The organism is Paenibacillus sp. FSL M7-0896 (genome assembly GCF_037975415.1).
GTDB classification, from domain to species: Bacteria; Bacillota; Bacilli; order Paenibacillales; family Paenibacillaceae; genus Paenibacillus_AQ; species Paenibacillus_AQ silagei.
Map to the genome: position 1 here is coordinate 6,107,860 of NZ_CP150250.1, position 18,316 is coordinate 6,126,175.

At 53.0% G+C, this 18,316-nt stretch carries 16 protein-coding genes; 7 read left to right on the forward strand and 9 right to left on the reverse strand.

What is annotated here, in order from left to right:
* Positions 1 to 20 precede the first annotated feature (20 nt).
* Genes MKY12_RS26280 through MKY12_RS26295 form a run of 4 tightly spaced genes read right to left on the reverse strand, consistent with a single transcriptional unit; the run spans position 21 to position 5,014 of the window.
* Entirely contained in the window at positions 21 to 1,475 is a 1,455-nt protein-coding gene (locus tag MKY12_RS26280; RefSeq protein ID WP_339251048.1) for a glycoside hydrolase family 32 protein, read from the reverse strand.
* Positions 1,476 to 1,531: 56 nt separating this feature from the next.
* A complete protein-coding gene (locus tag MKY12_RS26285; protein ID WP_036732511.1) occupies positions 1,532 to 3,151 on the reverse strand; it encodes an extracellular solute-binding protein in 1,620 nt (539 codons plus the stop codon).
* Between the two features lie 18 nt (positions 3,152 to 3,169).
* Positions 3,170 to 4,051 carry a carbohydrate ABC transporter permease gene (locus tag MKY12_RS26290; protein WP_036732509.1) on the reverse strand — a complete coding sequence of 294 codons (882 nt, stop codon included), beginning with the start codon at positions 4,049 to 4,051 and terminating at the stop codon, positions 3,170 to 3,172.
* A 12-nt stretch (positions 4,052 to 4,063) separates the two neighbouring features.
* Entirely contained in the window at positions 4,064 to 5,014 is a 951-nt protein-coding gene (locus MKY12_RS26295; RefSeq protein ID WP_339251052.1) for an ABC transporter permease subunit, read from the reverse strand.
* A 441-nt stretch (positions 5,015 to 5,455) separates the two neighbouring features.
* Between MKY12_RS26295 and MKY12_RS26300 the strand changes: the two genes are divergently transcribed.
* From MKY12_RS26300 to MKY12_RS26310, 3 genes are all read left to right on the forward strand, one after another.
* A complete protein-coding gene (locus MKY12_RS26300) occupies positions 5,456 to 6,496 on the forward strand; it encodes a LacI family DNA-binding transcriptional regulator (RefSeq protein ID WP_036732508.1) in 1,041 nt (346 codons plus the stop codon).
* A gap of 33 nt (positions 6,497 to 6,529) precedes the next feature.
* Entirely contained in the window at positions 6,530 to 7,498 is a 969-nt protein-coding gene (locus MKY12_RS26305; RefSeq protein WP_339311531.1) for a carbohydrate kinase, read from the forward strand.
* A 113-nt stretch (positions 7,499 to 7,611) separates the two neighbouring features.
* Entirely contained in the window at positions 7,612 to 8,310 is a 699-nt protein-coding gene (locus MKY12_RS26310; RefSeq protein WP_051478692.1) for a DUF6710 family protein, read from the forward strand.
* Between the two features lie 74 nt (positions 8,311 to 8,384).
* Here MKY12_RS26310 and MKY12_RS26315 read toward each other — a convergent pair whose 3' ends face one another.
* Positions 8,385 to 9,356, reverse strand: a complete 972-nt coding sequence (locus MKY12_RS26315; RefSeq protein ID WP_339251057.1) for a LacI family DNA-binding transcriptional regulator — start codon at positions 9,354 to 9,356, stop codon at positions 8,385 to 8,387.
* Positions 9,357 to 9,495: 139 nt separating this feature from the next.
* Between MKY12_RS26315 and MKY12_RS26320 the strand changes: the two genes are divergently transcribed.
* From MKY12_RS26320 to MKY12_RS26335, 4 genes are all read left to right on the forward strand, one after another.
* Entirely contained in the window at positions 9,496 to 10,917 is a 1,422-nt protein-coding gene (locus tag MKY12_RS26320; protein WP_339251059.1) for a glycoside hydrolase family 1 protein, read from the forward strand.
* Positions 10,918 to 11,437: 520 nt separating this feature from the next.
* Positions 11,438 to 12,910, forward strand: coding sequence for a hypothetical protein (locus MKY12_RS26325; RefSeq protein WP_339311533.1), 1,473 nt, complete (start codon positions 11,438 to 11,440; stop codon positions 12,908 to 12,910).
* A gap of 15 nt (positions 12,911 to 12,925) precedes the next feature.
* Positions 12,926 to 13,612: a response regulator transcription factor gene (locus MKY12_RS26330; RefSeq protein ID WP_339311534.1), complete on the forward strand. Its 687-nt coding sequence runs from the start codon at positions 12,926 to 12,928 to the stop codon at positions 13,610 to 13,612.
* Positions 13,613 to 13,614: 2 nt separating this feature from the next.
* Positions 13,615 to 15,039 (forward strand): HAMP domain-containing sensor histidine kinase, encoded by a 1,425-nt coding sequence (locus tag MKY12_RS26335; RefSeq protein WP_339311535.1) that lies wholly within the window; start codon positions 13,615 to 13,617, stop codon positions 15,037 to 15,039.
* Between the two features lie 20 nt (positions 15,040 to 15,059).
* Here the strand turns inward: MKY12_RS26335 and MKY12_RS26340 are convergent, their stop codons facing one another.
* The 4 genes from MKY12_RS26340 to MKY12_RS26355 form a co-directional block, all read right to left on the reverse strand.
* A complete protein-coding gene (locus MKY12_RS26340) occupies positions 15,060 to 15,533 on the reverse strand; it encodes an OsmC family protein (protein ID WP_339311537.1) in 474 nt (157 codons plus the stop codon).
* Between the two features lie 54 nt (positions 15,534 to 15,587).
* Positions 15,588 to 16,172, reverse strand: coding sequence for a DUF421 domain-containing protein (locus tag MKY12_RS26345; protein ID WP_339311539.1), 585 nt, complete (start codon positions 16,170 to 16,172; stop codon positions 15,588 to 15,590).
* A gap of 64 nt (positions 16,173 to 16,236) precedes the next feature.
* A complete protein-coding gene (locus MKY12_RS26350; RefSeq protein WP_339311540.1) occupies positions 16,237 to 17,034 on the reverse strand; it encodes a dihydrodipicolinate synthase family protein in 798 nt (265 codons plus the stop codon).
* Positions 17,035 to 17,142: 108 nt separating this feature from the next.
* Complete coding sequence (locus MKY12_RS26355; protein WP_339251070.1) at positions 17,143 to 18,234, reverse strand: hypothetical protein; 1,092 nt, start codon at positions 18,232 to 18,234, stop codon at positions 17,143 to 17,145.
* Positions 18,235 to 18,316: the final 82 nt, after the last annotated feature.

Sequence of the window (18,316 nt, forward strand, 5' to 3'; positions counted from 1 at the left end):
GGATTCATTCTATTGATTATTTATTCCATGAAAGACAGGCGCCCGCCCTGGAGCCGTACACTGCCGCCCTTAGCATAGAAGCTTAGGCCCGAGCAGATGCCTCCAGGGAAGACCAGGCTGGTGATGGCGGCAAGGCCGTCATTGGCGAATACCTCCACCGAACAGGCATCCAGCAGGATACGCAGGCTCTTCAGGCTGCCGATTCCCCCGGTGCTCTGGAGATCGGGAAATATTTCTGAGAAGCCGGTCTCGCCGGACTGATCTCTGTGCAGGGTTAGAGTGTCTTCAGCAGCAGAGTAAATGAGTTCAGTATACTCAGTAGCTGTATGATGAATAATAAGACCGAATTCTTCCGCTTCATTGTCCGTAAGCGTAAGCCGCAGCTCCAGGGCTGAATCCTTGCACTTGATATCCTGGCGCTCGCCCGGTATCAGCAGCATCTCTGGCAATGCCGCAGACTCTGCCGCGAAGTAACGATCCAGCTCTGCTACCGGCTGCTGGCGGATCATCATCCGGCCGTCTGCCGCATCATGGAGCGTCAGTACCCGCGGAATCGTCATCGCTCCGCGCCAGCCCTGGCTTGGAACCTGATTGGCATACCGCCAGTTGCTCATCCAGCCGATGAAGATCCGCCGCCCGTCCGCAGCCGGAATGTCGGAGAAGCTGACCCCTGCGTAATTGTCTTTGCCATAATCCAGCCAGCGGATGTCGCTGTGCTCCGGTGTGAAGACGGAGCCGTCGAAGCCACCGACGAAATATTGCGTCCGCGAGCCGTATCTCGCCCCGCTGTTATCACCGATGCTGACCAGCAGCACCCACTTGCTGTCTCCTGTCCCTTCCACCGGGAGCTCGAAGAGATCCGGGCATTCCCATACGGCATCATGAGAGCCTGCACCCTCACCGAATTCACTCTCCAGGCTCCACTCCCGCAGATTCGGGGAGGAGTAGAACGTGATCGTCTGATCGGTCGCCAGCACCATCACCCATTTCCCGTGAGCTTCAGACCAGAACACCTTCGGATCACGGAAATCGGCCTTGGAAGGATGCGTCAGCACCGGGTTGCCTGCATACTTGATCCAGGTCCGGCCATTGTCATGGCTGTAGGCCAGGCTCTGTCTCTGCACGGCAGGCGACGATTCCGTCGGCTCCTGATGACTGGTATAGATGGCAACGATACCCGGCTTCTCCGGGAACAGCCCGCTGGTATTATTCCAGTCAACGACTGCGCTGCCGGAGAACGCATAGCCGTGATCATCCGGATACAGCGCAATGTTCAGCTCCTCCCAGTTAATCAGATCCTTACTGACGGCATGACCCCAGTGCATCGGCCCCCAGATGGAGGAATGCGGATGATACTGATAGAACAAATGATACTCCCCTTCGTAATAAACCAGTCCATTCGGATCATTCAGCCAATGCTGCTCCGGCGTAAAATGCAGCGCCGGCCTGTGTTTGGTTCTCCCGATAATTTCCACTCCATTACCACCTTTATCTATTTATAAGTTCATCATGTTCCGCGGCTAGTGCAGTCTCAGCCTTTATTCTTGAGATAGCTGTCATATCCTCTTTGCTTGATCTCCAGCCATTTGTCCAGCCCGAGTCTGGACAGCTCTGCCTGGTAATCCTTCCATTCTTCTTCCACTTTCCCGGTCTTGGTCCATTCCGCGCGCTTGCGGTTCACATAAGCGAACAGGTCCGTCTCAATCGCGGTCAATTCCTTCTGATCCTCCAGGGAGTAGAAGACACGCGGGAAGTTGTTATCGGCCTTCATATAAGGCACCAGCTTCTCCTTCATGAGGTCCAGCCGCCAAGCGGCATCATCCGGCTTGGTAGTCACCTTACCGTAGTATTCATCGAGGATCGCCAGCGGACCGCCGATGCTGGTTTTCTGGCGCAATTCAACCGGAGCCGCGCCTTCCAGCGGCAGATGCTTCAGCATTTTGGCCGATTCATCGTATTCAAAAATATTCTGCTGTGTCTCATCCCCATACGTTCCCCAGTTGTCCTCAACCGACTGCTGCGGCTCATAGAGCTGGTCAATCCACTTGGCAGTAAGCTCCAGATTCTTGTTTGAACCGGTAATAACCATCCGTCCACGGTCAAAACCGAAGTTGTTCGTACGAGCTACATTGACCTCTCCGTCCGGTCCGGCAAGCGGCTGCATCAGATCATATTTATCGTTGAACCCGGTAATATTGGCTTTATCCCACTGGAAATAGAGACCGTAGCGCCCGCTCTGCCCTTTAGCCAGATAGGTGTTGTAATCCTGTTCAAACGCCTCTTCGTCGATCAGATCCAGCTGGTACAGCTCATTCAGATACTTAATGCCCTCTTTATATCCGTCCTGGCCTGCGGTGAAGACCACTTTGCCGTCATTGGTAACCACCGTGTGATCGCCGTTATCCCCGAGACCGAACGAGCCGAACAGGAAGTTCATATCCTCATTGCCGTTATTCAGCACAAAAGACAGCGGGATCTCATCCTTCTGGCCGTTCCCGTTCGGATCATCATTCTTGAAGGCAACCAGCACCTTCTTCAGCTCCTCCGTCGTAGTTGGCATAGCGAGTCCCAGCTTCTTCAGCCATTCCACATTGATCCACGGCATCCCGTTGACCGAATGAATGCTCTCCTTGCCGGAGCCCAGCTCTTCAATCCATGGAAAAGCATAGATATGCCCGTCCTGCGCAGTCATCATCGATTTGTACTCCGGCGCGGCGGCCAGCACCTTCTGCAGATTCGGCATGTATTTCTCGATCAACTCCTCCAGCGGCACAATCGTTCCGTCCTTGCCCAGGGTCAGCAGATCATAATCCGAATACGCGGCATCGATGATTGCATCCGGCAGGTCTCCGCTGGCTACAGCCAGATTTCTTTTCTCAATAAAAGCGTCGTTCGTGTAGTTGGTGAAATCGATGTGGACCCCGGACTTCTCCTCCAGCCGCTTGTAGATCAGCTTCTCGTTCGGATCGGCAGGCGCCAGCGCTGAGCTCTGGGACATGAAGTGCAGCGATACCTTCTCTTTAAGAGGCAGCGTCACATTCTCCAGCTTGTAATCCTCCGAAGCCGAGGAATTGCCGCCCCCTCCGCCGCAGCCCGCAAGCACGGAAGCCGAGAGTGCCAGCACAGACAAGGTTTGCAATGTTTTTTTCATATGAGATTCCCCCTAATATTATTTAATGGAGCCGACCATGGCGCCCTTCTCGAAGTATTTCTGGAAGAACGGATACATCACGATAAGCGGCAGACTGGAGATAACAATGGCAGAATATTTGATCATTTCGGACAATTTCTTAAGCTCCGCCTGGGCCAGTGCATCGGCAATCATGCCGGGCTGCACCTGATTCTGAATCAGGATCGAACGCAGCACCAGCTGCAGCGGGAACAGCCGGGAATCGTCCAGATAAATCATGGCATCGAAATAAGAGTTCCACTGCCCCACGAAGGCATATAAAGCCAGCACGAAGATAATCGGTTTGGACAGCGGCAATACGATCCGGAAGAAAATGCCCAGATCAGACGCCCCGTCGATACTCGCCGCCTGAAACAGCTCCTTGGGCAGGCCCTGGAAATAGGTCTTCGCCAGAATAATATTGAACACGCTGATCGCCCCCGGCAGGATCACCGCCCACACCGTATTCAGCATCCCCAGATCCTTCACGACCAGATAGGTCGGAATCAGACCGCCGCCGAAGAACATCGTAATCAGGAAGAAGATCATTACCGGCCGCTTCCCGGCCAGCCCCTCAATAGACAGCGGATACGCCGCGAAGACGGAGAAGAATACCGTAGCCAGCGCGAAGGCGGCAGAGTAGAACAAAGCGTTGAAGAAGCCGCGGATCATCGCGTCGTTGCTGAGAATTTTGACGTAGCCTGTAATGGTCCAGTCCGACGGCGCAATGGCCAGCCCCTTGGTAATGAGCACATTCGGTGTTAAGAAGGAGGCCAGCACGACATACACCAGCGGAAACAGAATGACCAGGATGAACAAACCAAGCAATATATACGTGATAACAACCAGAATCCGGTCCTTCCCGGAATATTGAATATCCATACTTACCTCCTTTTAATACAGCCCTTCCCCTTCGTTCAGCCGTTTGACGACCGTATTGACGAAGACCAGCAGGATTACGTTAATGACGGAATTGAATAATCCGATCGCGGTGGAATAGGCATAATCGCCGGCCTGCAGACCCACCTTGTAGACATAGGTCGCAATGATCTCCGAGGTCGGGGTATTGAGCGCCGTCTGCATCAGGAAGGCCTTCTCATAGCCGATGGACATGATGCCGCCTGCGGCAAGGATGAACAGCACGGCCATCACCGGCCTCAGCGCGGGCAGATCGATATGGCGGATGCGCTTCAGCAGGGAGGCACCGTCAATCGTCGCCGCATCATGAAGCTGCGGATCTACACCGGCCAGCGTAGCTACATAGATAATCGAGGACCAGCCTGCCGTCTGCCAGATGCCTGACAGAATATATACGGTACGGAAGTAAGCGGGATCACTCATGAAGGACACCGGCTTACCTGTAAAAGTAGTAATGAGCGCGTTCACCACACCTGTCGGCGACAGAAAGACAAACAGCATCCCTGCGACAACCACAACCGAGATAAAGTTAGGTGCATACACAATCAGCTGGATGTTCTTCTTCAGCTTCGCGCTGCGGATCAGATTCAGCATAAGCGCCAGCACAATAGGCACCGGAAAACCCAGAATCAGCCCGTAGGCGCTTAATTTAAGCGTATTCATTAGAATATCGTAGAAATTCGGCGAGGAGAGGAACCGCTCGAAATGCTCGAAGCCCACCCATGCGCTGCCCAGGATGCCTCTGCGCGGGCTGAAATCCTTGAAGGCAATAATAGCGCCGTACATTGGAACGTATTTGAATATAACGGTAAGAATTACGGCCGGAGCCAAGAATAAATACAGGATATAATTCCGGCGCAGATAGCTTAGAATTGATTTACGTGATTTGAGTTCAGTACCCCTTTGTTGAACTATCGGATTTGCCAATTTTCCCCCTCCTTACAGTGCGGCTGTGCTAATGCTGCTGCGCAGCAGGGCCGCTGCTAGCTTGCCATTCACATGGCATAGGTCCGCCCGGATCTGTCTATCCTCCTGACGGTTAGGTTACCCACCTCCGGTCTAACTATTAATTTACATTTAACAAAATGAATAGGTTTTCAAATTTACATTTGAACATGTTTTGCCTTTACAATTTATCAGAGATCGTGATTATAAGTCAATACATTTTGCACAAAAAATAATTAAAACCGTGCATTATACAGTGCAAATGTAACATTAACATAGATATTAGCACTTAAAGGTGTCTTTAATTTTTGAATTGTAAAATTAATTTGTGCATTTGTAAAATCACGTTGTCAATTTTGAGTAAATGCTATATATTAGGTAGCAGAGGTTACTAATACGGGGAAACAAAGGTGGAACACAGTGATGAAGAAAGCAAAGGTCACCATTCAAGACATTGCAGATGCGCTAGGCATCTCCAGAAATACGGCCTCCAAAGCCCTGAACGGTGCAGAGAGCATTCCTCCTGAGACCCGGGAGAAGGTCATCAACAAGGCCGTCGAGCTCAAATATAAACAATTCTCCTATCTGGAAGCAGCAGGCAGCGCCTCTGAGAATCAGGGCAATATCGCCCTTTTGACCAGCAATCTCCCCAACAGCTCCCACTTCGGTTCCCAGCTGCTCAGCGGACTGGAGAAGCGTATCAGTACCGAAGGCTATACCTTGTCCATTTATTTTGTCCGGGAGAACGATATTAACGGTATGACTCTGCCCGGCAATTTTGAGCCTGCGAATGTGGACGGCATCATTTGTATTGAAATGTTCAGTAAAGAATACAGCGGGCTGGTTACCGAGCTCGGCATTCCAACGATCTTCATTGACTGCGCGTCCGATATTATTTATCCGGAGCTGAAGGCAGATCTGATGCTCATGGAGAATGAGCACAGTGTATGTTCCATGACCCGCAAGCTGATGGATCAGGGAGTGCAGAGCTTCGGTTTTGTAGGCGATTACAACCACTGCCGCAGCTTCAATGAACGCTGGATCGGCTTCAATCGGGCACTCTCTGCGGCCGGTATTCCGCTCAATCCCGAATTATGCATTGTGGGTCAGGACCGGGACTACATGCTGGAGGCGGACTGGATGGATCAGCAGCTGGACGCCCTTGACGAGTGGCCCTCCGCCTTCATCTGCGCCAATGACTTCATCGCAATCCGTGTCATGAAGTCACTTAAGAACAGAGGAATCAAGGTGCCGGAGCAGGTTGCGGTCTGCGGCTTCGACGATGCCTCGGAATCCCGGATCATCGAACCCCATCTGACGACGGTACATATTTACAGCGGTCATATGGGGATTGTCTCTGCCGAAATGCTGCTCTCCCGGATCAAGGACCCTGCCAAGCCTTATCAGGTGACACATGTCGCTACAGACGTTGTATTCAGAGACTCTACCCCCGCTCTTAGCTAATACCAACCCATTCTGCCTGGAGGTTATTTCACAATGAAACTACATGGTTCAGTCCTTTGTGCGGGCGAGCTGCTCATTGATTTCTTTTGCACCGATGTTGATGTCAGCCTGACTGCAGGGCGGCATTTCTCTAAGCAGGCCGGCGGAGCGCCAGCGAACGTAAGTGCAGCCATCGCCCGGCTCGGCGGCCACTCCGCCTTCCTCGGCAAAGTCGGAGCCGATCCCTTCGGCTTCTTCCTGAAGCAGACGCTGGAAGAACAGAACGTGGATACCTCGATGCTGCTGCTTGATCCCGCAAGCCCGACCACACTGGCTTTTGTCTCGCGCTCAGCGAACGGAGAACGCGATTTCGTGTTCCACCGCGGGGCAGACCAGCTGCTCAGGCTGGAAGAGCTTGACCTGGCAGCCGTCCGTGAGGCGGCCATGCTTCATTTCGGCTCGGCGACAGCGCTGCTGGCTGATCCCTTCCGCGAGGTCTATATGACGCTCATGGATGAAGCGAAGGCGAACGGACAGTTCGTCTCCTTCGATCCCAACTACCGGGGCGACCTGTGGACCGGGCGGCAGGAGGAATTCATCACGCTGTCCAGAGCCGGTATCTCCAAGGCCGATCTGGTAAAGGTCAGCGACGAGGAGCTGCAGCTGATTACAAGCGAAGCGGACCGTGATGCCGCCCTTGATATGCTGCATGAGTGGGGAGCCGGAGCAGTAGCCGTTACTCTGGGCAAAGACGGCACTCTCATCTCCTCCCCGGACTCCCGGCTGCTGATTCCGAGCATCACCGTGAAGTCCATCGATTCCACGGGTGCCGGCGATGCCTTCATCGGAGCGCTGCTCTGCCGGATCAGCCAGCTGGCCCATCCGGCAGACTTCACCCGCAGCGCGGAGCTGCAGCAAGAATTCGTCACCTTCGCCAACCGGGTGGGGGCGATGGTCTGCACCAAGGTCGGGGCGATTGCCGCGCTGCCGACACTGGACGAGGTCCAGGAGTTTGCCGGGTAAGCTGCGGAGCTGCTGTTAAACCAATCTTTACCTGCTGTTTTCATCACAGACAGGGGAGCATGGCACGTAATATGATAAGCACATTATCATATGGTTGAAGGAGCAGCTTTTGCATGACGATGAAACAAGAATTCGATAATCTGATGGCGTTTGCCAAGGATTTAATCAATGAGAATCTCGGCTTTTATTATGATATCAATTATGGTTATTTCCAGCCCGAGACCCATCCGATTGTGGACTTCATCCGGCTGATAGGCAGACGTATTCAGAGCCAGCTCATGCTGATGCCCGCGCTCTACGGGGAGGTCGACCAGATGGAGCGGATGTTCTCGGACAACCTGTTCTTTGATGAATGGGCCGAGGTGACGCTGGACGGACGGAGCTTCCACTTCCTGATGCGGCAGATTGACAACAGCAGCAGAATCATCAACCTGGCACGTGACCTGGTCTTTCCCTCCCCCTGGATTCCCCGCAAGCTGCGCGACAGTCTGATCCGCATCGGTGAAGGTACCCTGAACGGAAGCTGGCGGCAGGATAAGGATCATCAGGTTACCCTCTGGCTCCCTCTTGGCATCTCCTTCGTGGAAGGCTCAGGGCATCATTCCATAACGGCGGGGATCGCCAAGGGCGAAGGGGAGCTCTACCCCACCTCGGTGTATGACATCAGCCTCATCTATGATCATGTGTATACCGACGGCAGGTATTACTACAGAACGCATGACCATTCGATTATCTCCGAGGTTCATTTCGTGGAATGCGCCGCTATCTTTGAGATCGGCCGGATCATGGCGGCGCAGAAGATTATTTTCTGAAGGACGACAAACCATAATTTCCTAAATAACAAAAAAGCCGCGAACCCGCCCAAATCGGACGGTTCACGGCTTATTCAAGTAGTAGCTCTCTGTACGAGCTGAAATTCCAGCTCCTGCTGCCCGGCTTCTGTTCCCCCCAGCTTGCCGAGAATCAGATGCAGCGCATTCTGCGCCTGTGCGCCAATCGGATTATTAATTGAGGTGATCCCCAGCGTATGGGCCAGCTCCGTGTTGTCGAAGCCGACAATCGCCAGCTCCTCCGGTACCTTCACCTTAAGCCTGCGGGCCTCGCTCAGTATCCCTGCCGCTACCATATCATTGGCGCAAAGGATGGCATTCGGAGGCCCGCCAGCAATCAGCAGCAGCCTGCGGATCAGCTCCTCACCCTGCCGGATGGAAAAGATCCCTGTCTGCGACCATTCCTGGTTCACCTCCAGATGATATTTGCGGGCAGCATCCTGATACGCCTGTATCCTCCCGAAGGTATTCATACTGGCCGGCCTGCCCCAAGCATTGGCAATCCGCGTATAACCCCGTTCGATCACATGCTCAAGTCCCAGCATGTACCCGTCATATTGATTCATGGCGACACTCTGAATCTCAGGAAGCTCCATCCGCTGCCAGGAGACAATCGGCCCGTATTTGCAGTAAGAGCCCAGGAGCGCCTGATCGTTAACGCAGGTGCTGATGACAAGCGCATCAACTCTTTTGCGCCGCATATCCTCGAAGGCTTGCAGCTCTTTGGCCGGATCACCCCCGGAGGTATAGATAATCGTCTGATATCCGTGCCGGCTCGCAGTCTCCACGAAGCTGTTCAGAAAAGGCAGCATTACCTCGTTAATCCCCTCCGTTACCATCCCGATCTGCATCGTCTCTCCTGTGGACAAGGAGATGGCATTGCCATTGGGCACATAGTCCAGCTCTTCCATGATCTTCAGGATGATCTCCCGCGTTGCCTGGCTCACATGGGGAGAACGATTCAGCACCCTCGATACTGTAGCTTTGGAGAATCCCGACAGTTTAGCGATTTGATCCAGATTCGACATGATGGCTCTCCTTACATAATTTTTCATCTTTATAATAATACTTGACATGTAACGCGTTACAACATTTAGCATTGAATTATAGGACCTATGAACAGCTTACCATATCTGAATCCATAACTAATAGAAGGCGGGATTATCAATGAATACACCATTTCCTGAAGGCTTCCTGTGGGGCGGCGCAGTCGCTGCGAACCAATTGGAAGGCGCATACAACGAAGACGGCAAAGGCCTGTCCACTCAAGACGTAGCTCCGCAAGGAATCAGGGGCCCTATCACCGAGGTACCTACCGAGGATAATATGAAGCTGGTCGGCATCGACTTTTACCACCGGTACAAAGAAGATGTTAAGCTTTTTGCCGAAATGGGCTTCAAGGTCTTCCGTACCTCCATCGCCTGGTCGCGAATCTTCCCGAACGGCGACGAGCTGGAGCCTAATGAGCAAGGTCTGCAATTCTATGATGACCTGTTCGATGAATGTCACAAATACGGCATTGAGCCGCTGGTGACCCTCTCCCACTACGAAACTCCGCTGCACTTGTCCAAGCAGTATGACGGCTGGGTGAACCGGCAACTAGTCGGCTTCTATGAACGGTATGCCAGAACGGTATTCACCCGCTACAAGGATAAAGTGAAGTACTGGCTGACCTTCAACGAGATCAACTCCATCCTGCACGAGCCATTCATGAGCGGCGGGATCTATACACCGAAGGACAAGCTGAGCAAGCAGGATCTGTACCAGGCCATTCATCACGAGCTGGTCGCAAGTGCTACAGCGGTCAAAATCGGACATGAGATCAATCCGCAGGCCCAAATCGGCTGTATGATCCTAAGCATGCCAACATATCCGCTCACGCCTAACCCGGACGATGTCATTGCGGCAATGAAGTCAGAGCATATGAATTACTTCTTCGGAGATGTGCATGCGAGAGGTGTGTACCCTGGCTATATGAAACGTTACTTCAGAGAGCACGGCATTGAGATTCACATGGAGCCTGGCGATGCGGACATTCTCAAGCATACCGTTGACTTTATCTCGTTCAGCTATTATGTGAGCATCTGTGAGACCGGAGACAGCAGCAAACGTACCCAGGAAGGCAACCTCATCGGGGGCGCACCTAATCCATACCTGAAGGCTTCCGAATGGGGCTGGCAGATTGACCCGCAGGGTCTGCGCTATGTGCTGAATATGTTCTATGACCGTTACCAGAAGCCGCTATTTATTGTGGAAAATGGACTCGGAGCCAAGGATGAGCTGATCACCGGCGAAGACGGCGTGCCAACCGTCAATGACGACTACCGGATTGAGTACCTGAATGACCATCTGGTGCAGGTGGGCGAAGCCATCGAGGACGGCGTTGAAGTCATGGGCTACACCTCTTGGGGCTGTATTGACCTGGTCAGTGCGTCAACCGCTGAACTAAGTAAACGCTACGGCTTCATCTATGTAGACCGCCACGACGACAATACCGGAACCCTGGAGCGCTACCGCAAGAAATCCTTCCACTGGTATAAGGATGTTATTGCTACCAATGGACAGAGCCTGCGGCGCTCAGGCCAATAGAATAGCCAGACAATACAGGTTGTCCCGAAAGCCATAAAAAGCTGATTGGGACAGCCTTTTTTTCATAGGGAAAGATAACATCTTGCGTTCTTCATGCGCCCAACCGGGTTGGACTGTAAGAATGGTAGCGACAGCGCCCCATTCTGCTGGTCTTTGCCTGCCCCTCCCCCCGATAACTGAAGATATCAATTTCAGTTGAATAAGCCATTAACAAAAAGCAGGGAAGGAGCGGAGGGGAAATTTGGAACTGTAGGAGCGATAGCGTCCGCCTTTGTATACGGATTTCAACCGCAAACAGCGGCTTGAATTAAGAAATCTGTATACAACAGCGGCCGAAAGTCCAAATGTTCACCGCAGTCGACGAGTTTAAGCTTTGCGTTACTGCCATTCCATCTCATATTCCATCTCATATTTCATCTCATATTAATATCTTCAGTCAGCTCCTTTACCATTTTGAAACTAATTGTCCGAAAGGTTAGGATATACTAGCCACAGATGAATCCTAAGGAGCGTAACTGTAATGAACAAATATACCTTCGGCCTCAGCAGCCTCTTATTCTTAAGCCTGATCGCCTCCGGCTGTGGCACCATGAAGACGCCGAGCGATCTGCTTCAAGCCCCGGCACAGGGGAATAGCGACGGCAATCTTACCGGAATCGTCAAATCCTTTCTACCGGCCAACGCGCATTTAACAGTACCCATCCACTCGGAATCCGGCAGTGCGATTCAATTACAGGATCTGGACAAGGACGGGCAGGAGGAGCTTCTCGCCTTCTACAAGACAGACAAAACCGATTACGAGATCAATACCCTCCTCCTCTCACAGCAGAACGGCAAGTGGACCAAGCTGGCTAACCTTACCGGGGTAGGCAGCGAATTGAATGAAGTGTCCTTCACAGATGTTACCGGTGACGGAGCGGAGGAGCTGCTGCTCGGATACGGCGGCGGGGAGGGATTGAGCAAAGAGCTGGCGGTTTACAGCCTAAACGGCGGCAAGCTGACCGAGCTGCTTAAGCAGCCTTACGACCAGTTGGTCCTGGGCGACCTGACCGGGAGCGGCCATACCGACATTGCCTTGCTTCAGAGTACCTACACCACAGATAACCTCCGTGAGACCCATCTCCTGTTGCTCCGGCTCAAGGACGGTACGCTGCAGACCTTATCTGACCAGAAGCTCGATGGTAATGTCATCGAAGCCCAGTTCGGCAAGGCGTCCCCTACCCGGAACGCAATTGTCATCGATGCCGCCATTGGCGCACATGCCTCCTATACTTCACTGCTAACTTGGGAAAAAGACAGGTTTACTGATATACTGGCTACAGATGATTATCAGCGTACTGCGCTCGCTGCAAGCAAGGATCTGGTGCTATCTCCGCCAGCCGTCTCTCCTGACCTGCTTGGCAGCAGCAGTATTGCAATTAAGGACTACCCGCAGTCCAGCCTGGATGTGAATAATGACGGGATCTTGGAATTCGGCTTCCTGGTGCCGCCAGCCGGTACGGAGAGCATGGCTCCCTTGGCGACCCCATTCATCACCAAATATTATCAGTGGGACGGACAGACCGGCCTGACCTTCGTGCAGGAGCAGTTCGACCGCTGGGGCTTCAACTTCCGTATTCCCAAGTCCTGGGCGGGCCAGACCCTGCTGGAGGTTCCGGGAGAATCACCCCAGCCCTGGGAGAAGCTCCAGTTCAGCTACAAGAATACCGGGTCTGCTGTGAAGGCTCCGCTGCTGGAGCTTCGCCTGCTGACGAAGAAAGCATGGGCTGCCGCAGAGGTCCAGCTGAAGGCTGAGAATAGAGAGTATAAGCTGCTGTATGAGCAGGGGAACTCTAACAATGACACGGAGCCTACCCTATTCGTTGCCGTAATGCCCGCAGCGGATGCCGCCGGCAAGCTGCAGGGGGCCGATCTGCAGAATTATAATCAGCTTAAGCTGACATTAGATGAAGTCGTTCAGCTGGCCGGCACACCCCAGAAGCCCCGGCAATAAGAAGGAGAGCTATTCATGAAAGTGCTGATACTGGAAGATGAGAAGCCTATCCGTGATCTGCTGTGTATCAACCTTAAGCGGGCAGGCTTCGAGATCGCGGAGGCTTCTACCGGTGAAGAGGCGCTGCGCATTGCAAGAGAACAGAGGGATTTTGACATTGCGATTCTCGACCTGATGCTGCCCGGACTCAGCGGGTTCGAGGTGTGTACCCTTCTGCGGACACACTTCCCCCGGCTGGGAATCATTATGCTCACCGCCAAAAGCCAGGAAATCGACAAGGTCATGGGCCTGGAATCCGGCGCAGATGACTATGTGGTCAAGCCCTTCAGTCCGGTAGAGCTGGTCGCCCGGGTGCGCTCGCTCTACCGCCGGATGTATCCGGGAGAAGCGCTGCCGCAGGAGAATCTTATCGAGCTGCCGCCTTTTACACTATTGCTGGATGAACGGAAATTATTGAAGGACGGGCAGGATATCCCGCTGACCCCAACCGAGTTTATGATCGTTAAGCTGCTGACGGAACAGCCGAACAAGGCCATGAACCGGGATGATATTTTGACAGCCGTATGGGGGCAGTACTTCATGGGGGATCTTAAAATTGTAGATGTGAATATCAGCCGAATCCGCCAGAAGATCGGACAGGAGTCCTCCGGGCCGCAGTTCCTCGAGACCGTGTGGGGATTCGGATATATTTGGAGGGGCTAATTGTGCTGAAGGGAATCAGGTCCAGACTTATCGTCTATATTACCCTTGTGCTGCTCCTGATCGTGCTGCTGCTGGAGGGAGTGTTCATCGCTGCTGTCCACTATTATTATCTGGGCAGTGCGATGGAGACATTGAATACAAGGGCCACGACTTCAGCGACCTTTTTCAATAAGTATCTGGAGAGTTATAGCTTGAATGAGCGGGCGCGTTATATTCTGGAGAATCTCTCCCCTGAGGAGAGCAGTAAGGTGGAAGTGCTGAGTCCAGCTGGGCACGTGGTCATTAATTCCTTCGGCTTCTCCAGTACAGAGCAGGTGAGTACCCCTGATGTGAGAGCAGCTCTGACCAGCGGCAAAGGAAGCTTTCAGAGCATCAAGCCAGTGAATGGGGAACGAATTATGGCAGTCTCTATCGCGCTGAAGGAGTCGGGGAGCACAATCGGCTTGCTGCGGTACTCGGTCTCGGCAGAGCCTTTATATCATGTTATTATCCGGATCGCACTCAATGCAGCCGTCATCGGACTACTCGTCATTGGATTCGGCTTCATGCTCAGCCTGATTATCGCCAAACGGATCGTAGGGCCGATCCAGCAGCTGACCGGGGTCGCCAAGGAAATGGCCACCGGTAATTTTGCCGTCCGGGCAGCGAGGCGCTATGACGATGAAGTCGGCACCCTTGCGGTAACGCTGAATTATATGTCGGAGGAAATTCTCAAGAGCGAGAAGCTCAAATATGATTTCATCTCCTCCGTCACCCATGAACTGCGGACCCCGCTTACCTCCATCAAAGGCTGGGGGGAAACGCTGCTGTTCGGTGATTTATCAGATAGGCAGGAGATCCTGCAGGGGCTTGAGGTCATGACCGGGGAGACAGACCGGCTGATCGGACTGGTGGAGGATCTGCTCGACTTCTCCAAATTTCAGGCCGGAGAGATCCGCATTGTGCGCCAGCCGTATGATCTCAGAGGCCTGCTGGAGGATCTGCTGCTGCAATTCAGATACCGGGGACAGACGAAGCAGATCCGCCTCTACGCCGACCTTCCCGATCAGCCGCTGCCGGTGGACGGTGATTTTAACCGGTTGAAGCAGGTGTTTGTCAATTTGCTGGATAATGCGTTCAAGTTCACCCCTGCGGAGGGTGAGATCCGCCTTACCGCAGTGCTCGAAGGCGAACGGATAATCGTCACCGTGGCTGACAACGGCGAAGGCATCGAGGCCGCGGATCTGACGCAGCTTGGCACCAAATTCTTCAAAGGCCGCTCCCGTCAGTCCGGCAGCGGCCTGGGCCTCGCCATCTGCAAAGAAATTATCGAGCTGCATGACGGGCGTCTGCGGATCGAGAGTGAGTTCACCAAAGGAACCTCGGTAATTGTTGAGCTGCCGCGCTACGAGGTGGAGCAGCATTTTGCATCACCAGTGCAGCTCTAGCTCTGTATCCCCCTGTGCTACTATAACTCTACCCGGGCTTGTCCGCTCCCGTGCGCGATTTCCACAACTGGCTTAGTCTCTATAGAGACGTTACCGGCCACGGCTCTGGAGATCATACAGGAGACTTCAGCCTTATGTGCCAGCCGCTCTGCCATCTTCAGCTGCGCCGGTGTCGCACCAGCCTGGAGCACAATGCTAGGCTTGTGCACGATCTTTTCGTACGTGAACACATTATTCGTGACATCTACTGTCGCTTCAGACGCCAGGGTCAGCTCCTCTGGAACAATCTCCGAACGCTCCAGCATTGCGGCCAGAGTAATCAGGTAACAGGTCGCTGCTGCACCCAGCAGCATCTCATCCGGGTTCGTGCCGGTTCCCGGCCCGCCCATCTCCTGCGGAATCGATATAACCGTCCGCAGTCCGCCCGCATCAATATGCCCTTCGCTGTTCCGCCCTCCATTCCATACCGCCTTCAGGTGAAAAGGATGCTTCATCTCACTCCGTCCTTTCTTTTCTGATTAGCTGATTTTACAGTCATCTCTACACTTCTACTGCAACTTAATCTCGTCAAAAAGCCCCGTCTGCCGATCAGGCTGATCCAGGTATGCAGTCTCATTCGCTGGACAGCTTCCGCCCAGGTACGTAGCAAAAAGCGCCTCTACCTGGGCCATAGTGACCGGCTTTGCGGAATCCTGCAATTCATATCCGAGCTGGCCGTTAGGCTCAATCGTCGCTGTTTTGACATCGCTGAGCCTGGAGATCCCCTGTCCCCGCAGGCTCATCTCCAGCTCATCGACGGTTAATCTAAGCTTCCTCAGATTCTTAGGCTGAAGCTCTCCCTCCGCAATAACAATAACCGCAGGCCCCTTAATTAGCCGCTCAAAAGCATTCCACCGTACCTGCAGCCATTCCACTAAAATTAACACTATGATGAATACGGCTGCTGCAACTATAGTAATCAGAATACTATGATCGGCGATCGGCTGCACAATAATCGTCCCAATTGAGATCATGGCGATCGTCGTAGGAATCGTCATCTGCGAGATCGATTTGCGGCCGGCCAGCCGCAGCACCAGCATCCCGACAATGATCAGCACCAGCGCCTTCCAGATTTCGCTCCAGATTTCATTCATCGCTCCGTCTCCTTTTGACAGTAGATAGGCTAGCTTTTGTCTTACAGGAGGCGAATATGCATATCTAGAGAATCGGAGCCCGGCACACGCCCGCCGGAATCCCCAACCGGTTGTAATGCTGCTTGATGTTGACAAGCGCATGCCCGCTGAACACCTGCGCCACTATGTCCTCCAAAGGTCCAGCCTCCACCTGCTCCTTCCGCAGCAGACGCTCCACCGCGCTTTTGATCTCCAAGGGGTACAGATTTCCGGCCACACTGGAGAGGCCATTGCAAGGGCCTGCGGCGAAATTCTCCACAAGCCTCATATCCCCTGCTGCAAAAAGAATGAACCCCTCCGGATACTCCACTCCCACATGCCGCTGCAAATCGCCTGTTTCCTTATATCCTACAATGTTCGGATAGCGGCGGATTAATGATTTCAGCGACTCCGGGGTCAAATCGAATCCGGTCCGGCCGGGATTATTATACAGCGCTACGGGCTTGCTCGTATGACTAAGCAGTTCCTCCACATAAGCAACCGCCTGTTGCTGCGTAGGCCGGATATACGGGGGAAATCCGATCAGCAGCACATCCATCACTGATGTCTCCACCGCCTGCACCAGCCGGACAGCATCACGGGTTCTTATCGCGGACACGCCGAAGATCAGCTCCATCCCCGGAGAACGCTCTTGATTGAAATAATCAATAATTTCTAATCTTTCCTCAATACTCAGCGAATGCTGCTCGCCAGTGCTTCCCGAGATAAGCAGCGATTCGATGCCGTTTTGCTGCTGGTAAGCCACGATAGGCGCAAATCCGTCTGTATTCAGACCCTCATCCCCATGAAAAGGCGTTGGAATCGCCACATTTAATCTTTTCATCCCCTCACCCCTTTCTGTCTTCTCTCTAATGTAACAAAAAATCCCGATGAATCAAGAGAGACTTGATCATCAGGATAAATTCAGTTCTATAGCAACACGGCTTCCCGCTTACTTAGCCTTACCGGCAGGCTCATAGATCAGACAACGCAGCTGTTTACCCGGATAGCGTAATTCCGCATTATATTTGCTGCCGTCTTCCAGCAACACATCCACGGCCACCATCCCGCGTGTATTGTTTACCTCAGTGCCCGTCAGATACGCCTTCACTATCTTTCTTTTCTCTCCCTGCTTGTCCTTTACAATCCGGGTAGCTTCCTTTACCCAGCTGTCATCCTTCTTCATGGCAGCCGCAGCTGCCGCGTCGATAGGGGTTCTTTTCATCACAGAGTTAAAAGCTGTCGTATCTACCACCACCCCGGTGTCAGGATCGATCTGCACACTATATTGCCAGTATTCCTGACCTTGTCCAAGCAGAGTAAGCGACTTATATGGTTCAGAGTGAACCGACCAAAATGAGGGTATGCCATAGCCCGGTTCATGCAGCATAACATTTGTTTTCAGCTTGGAGATATCGGCATCGAACAGCTTGCGCACACTTTCAGCCGCCCGTGCCTGTACTTCAGCCTTGCTGAATTTCTCCGGTACGGCAACGGCCGGAGCAGTTATATTACGTTTGGATGCCACAAGATTAACCCGGTAGGACCAGTCAATCATTTGCAGCAGCTCTTCATCCGTCCAGGTGCGCTCCGGTTGATAATACGTATTGGTCTTTATATCGAAATACACTTCTCCCTGCCCCGCCTGTAGCGGCAAAGGCTTCTGTGGCCGCACACCATCATAGACATATTGATCTTCCAGCACCCGCCTGCGATTGATCTCCGCTTCGGTCATTTCCCGGCCTGAAGTGTTCGGATCGCCCGGTAGCTCCATATAGTCGTAGATTTGCTGGATCTGCTCCTCTGTCATCTGCTTCAGCAGCAGATCATCATTCACGGTAGATACCGGCACGGGTGCCTCCACCTTCAGCACAGGAACGGCGCTTCCTGCCGGACTTGCCTTAGCACTGACCGGAGTTGCCGTACTGTACTTTGCGATGACTGCTGAGTTCGCCAGACTGGGGACAAGGAGTCCGCTGAATGCGAACATACCGCCTGAGCATAGGACAACTGCCATAGTAACAGACCACTTTTTCTTGTTCAATTGTATTACCTCCATCGGGATTCAGGATATTAACTCTATCCATAGCTTAATCCCGGGATATTATAGAGTAGAGGAGCAGTTG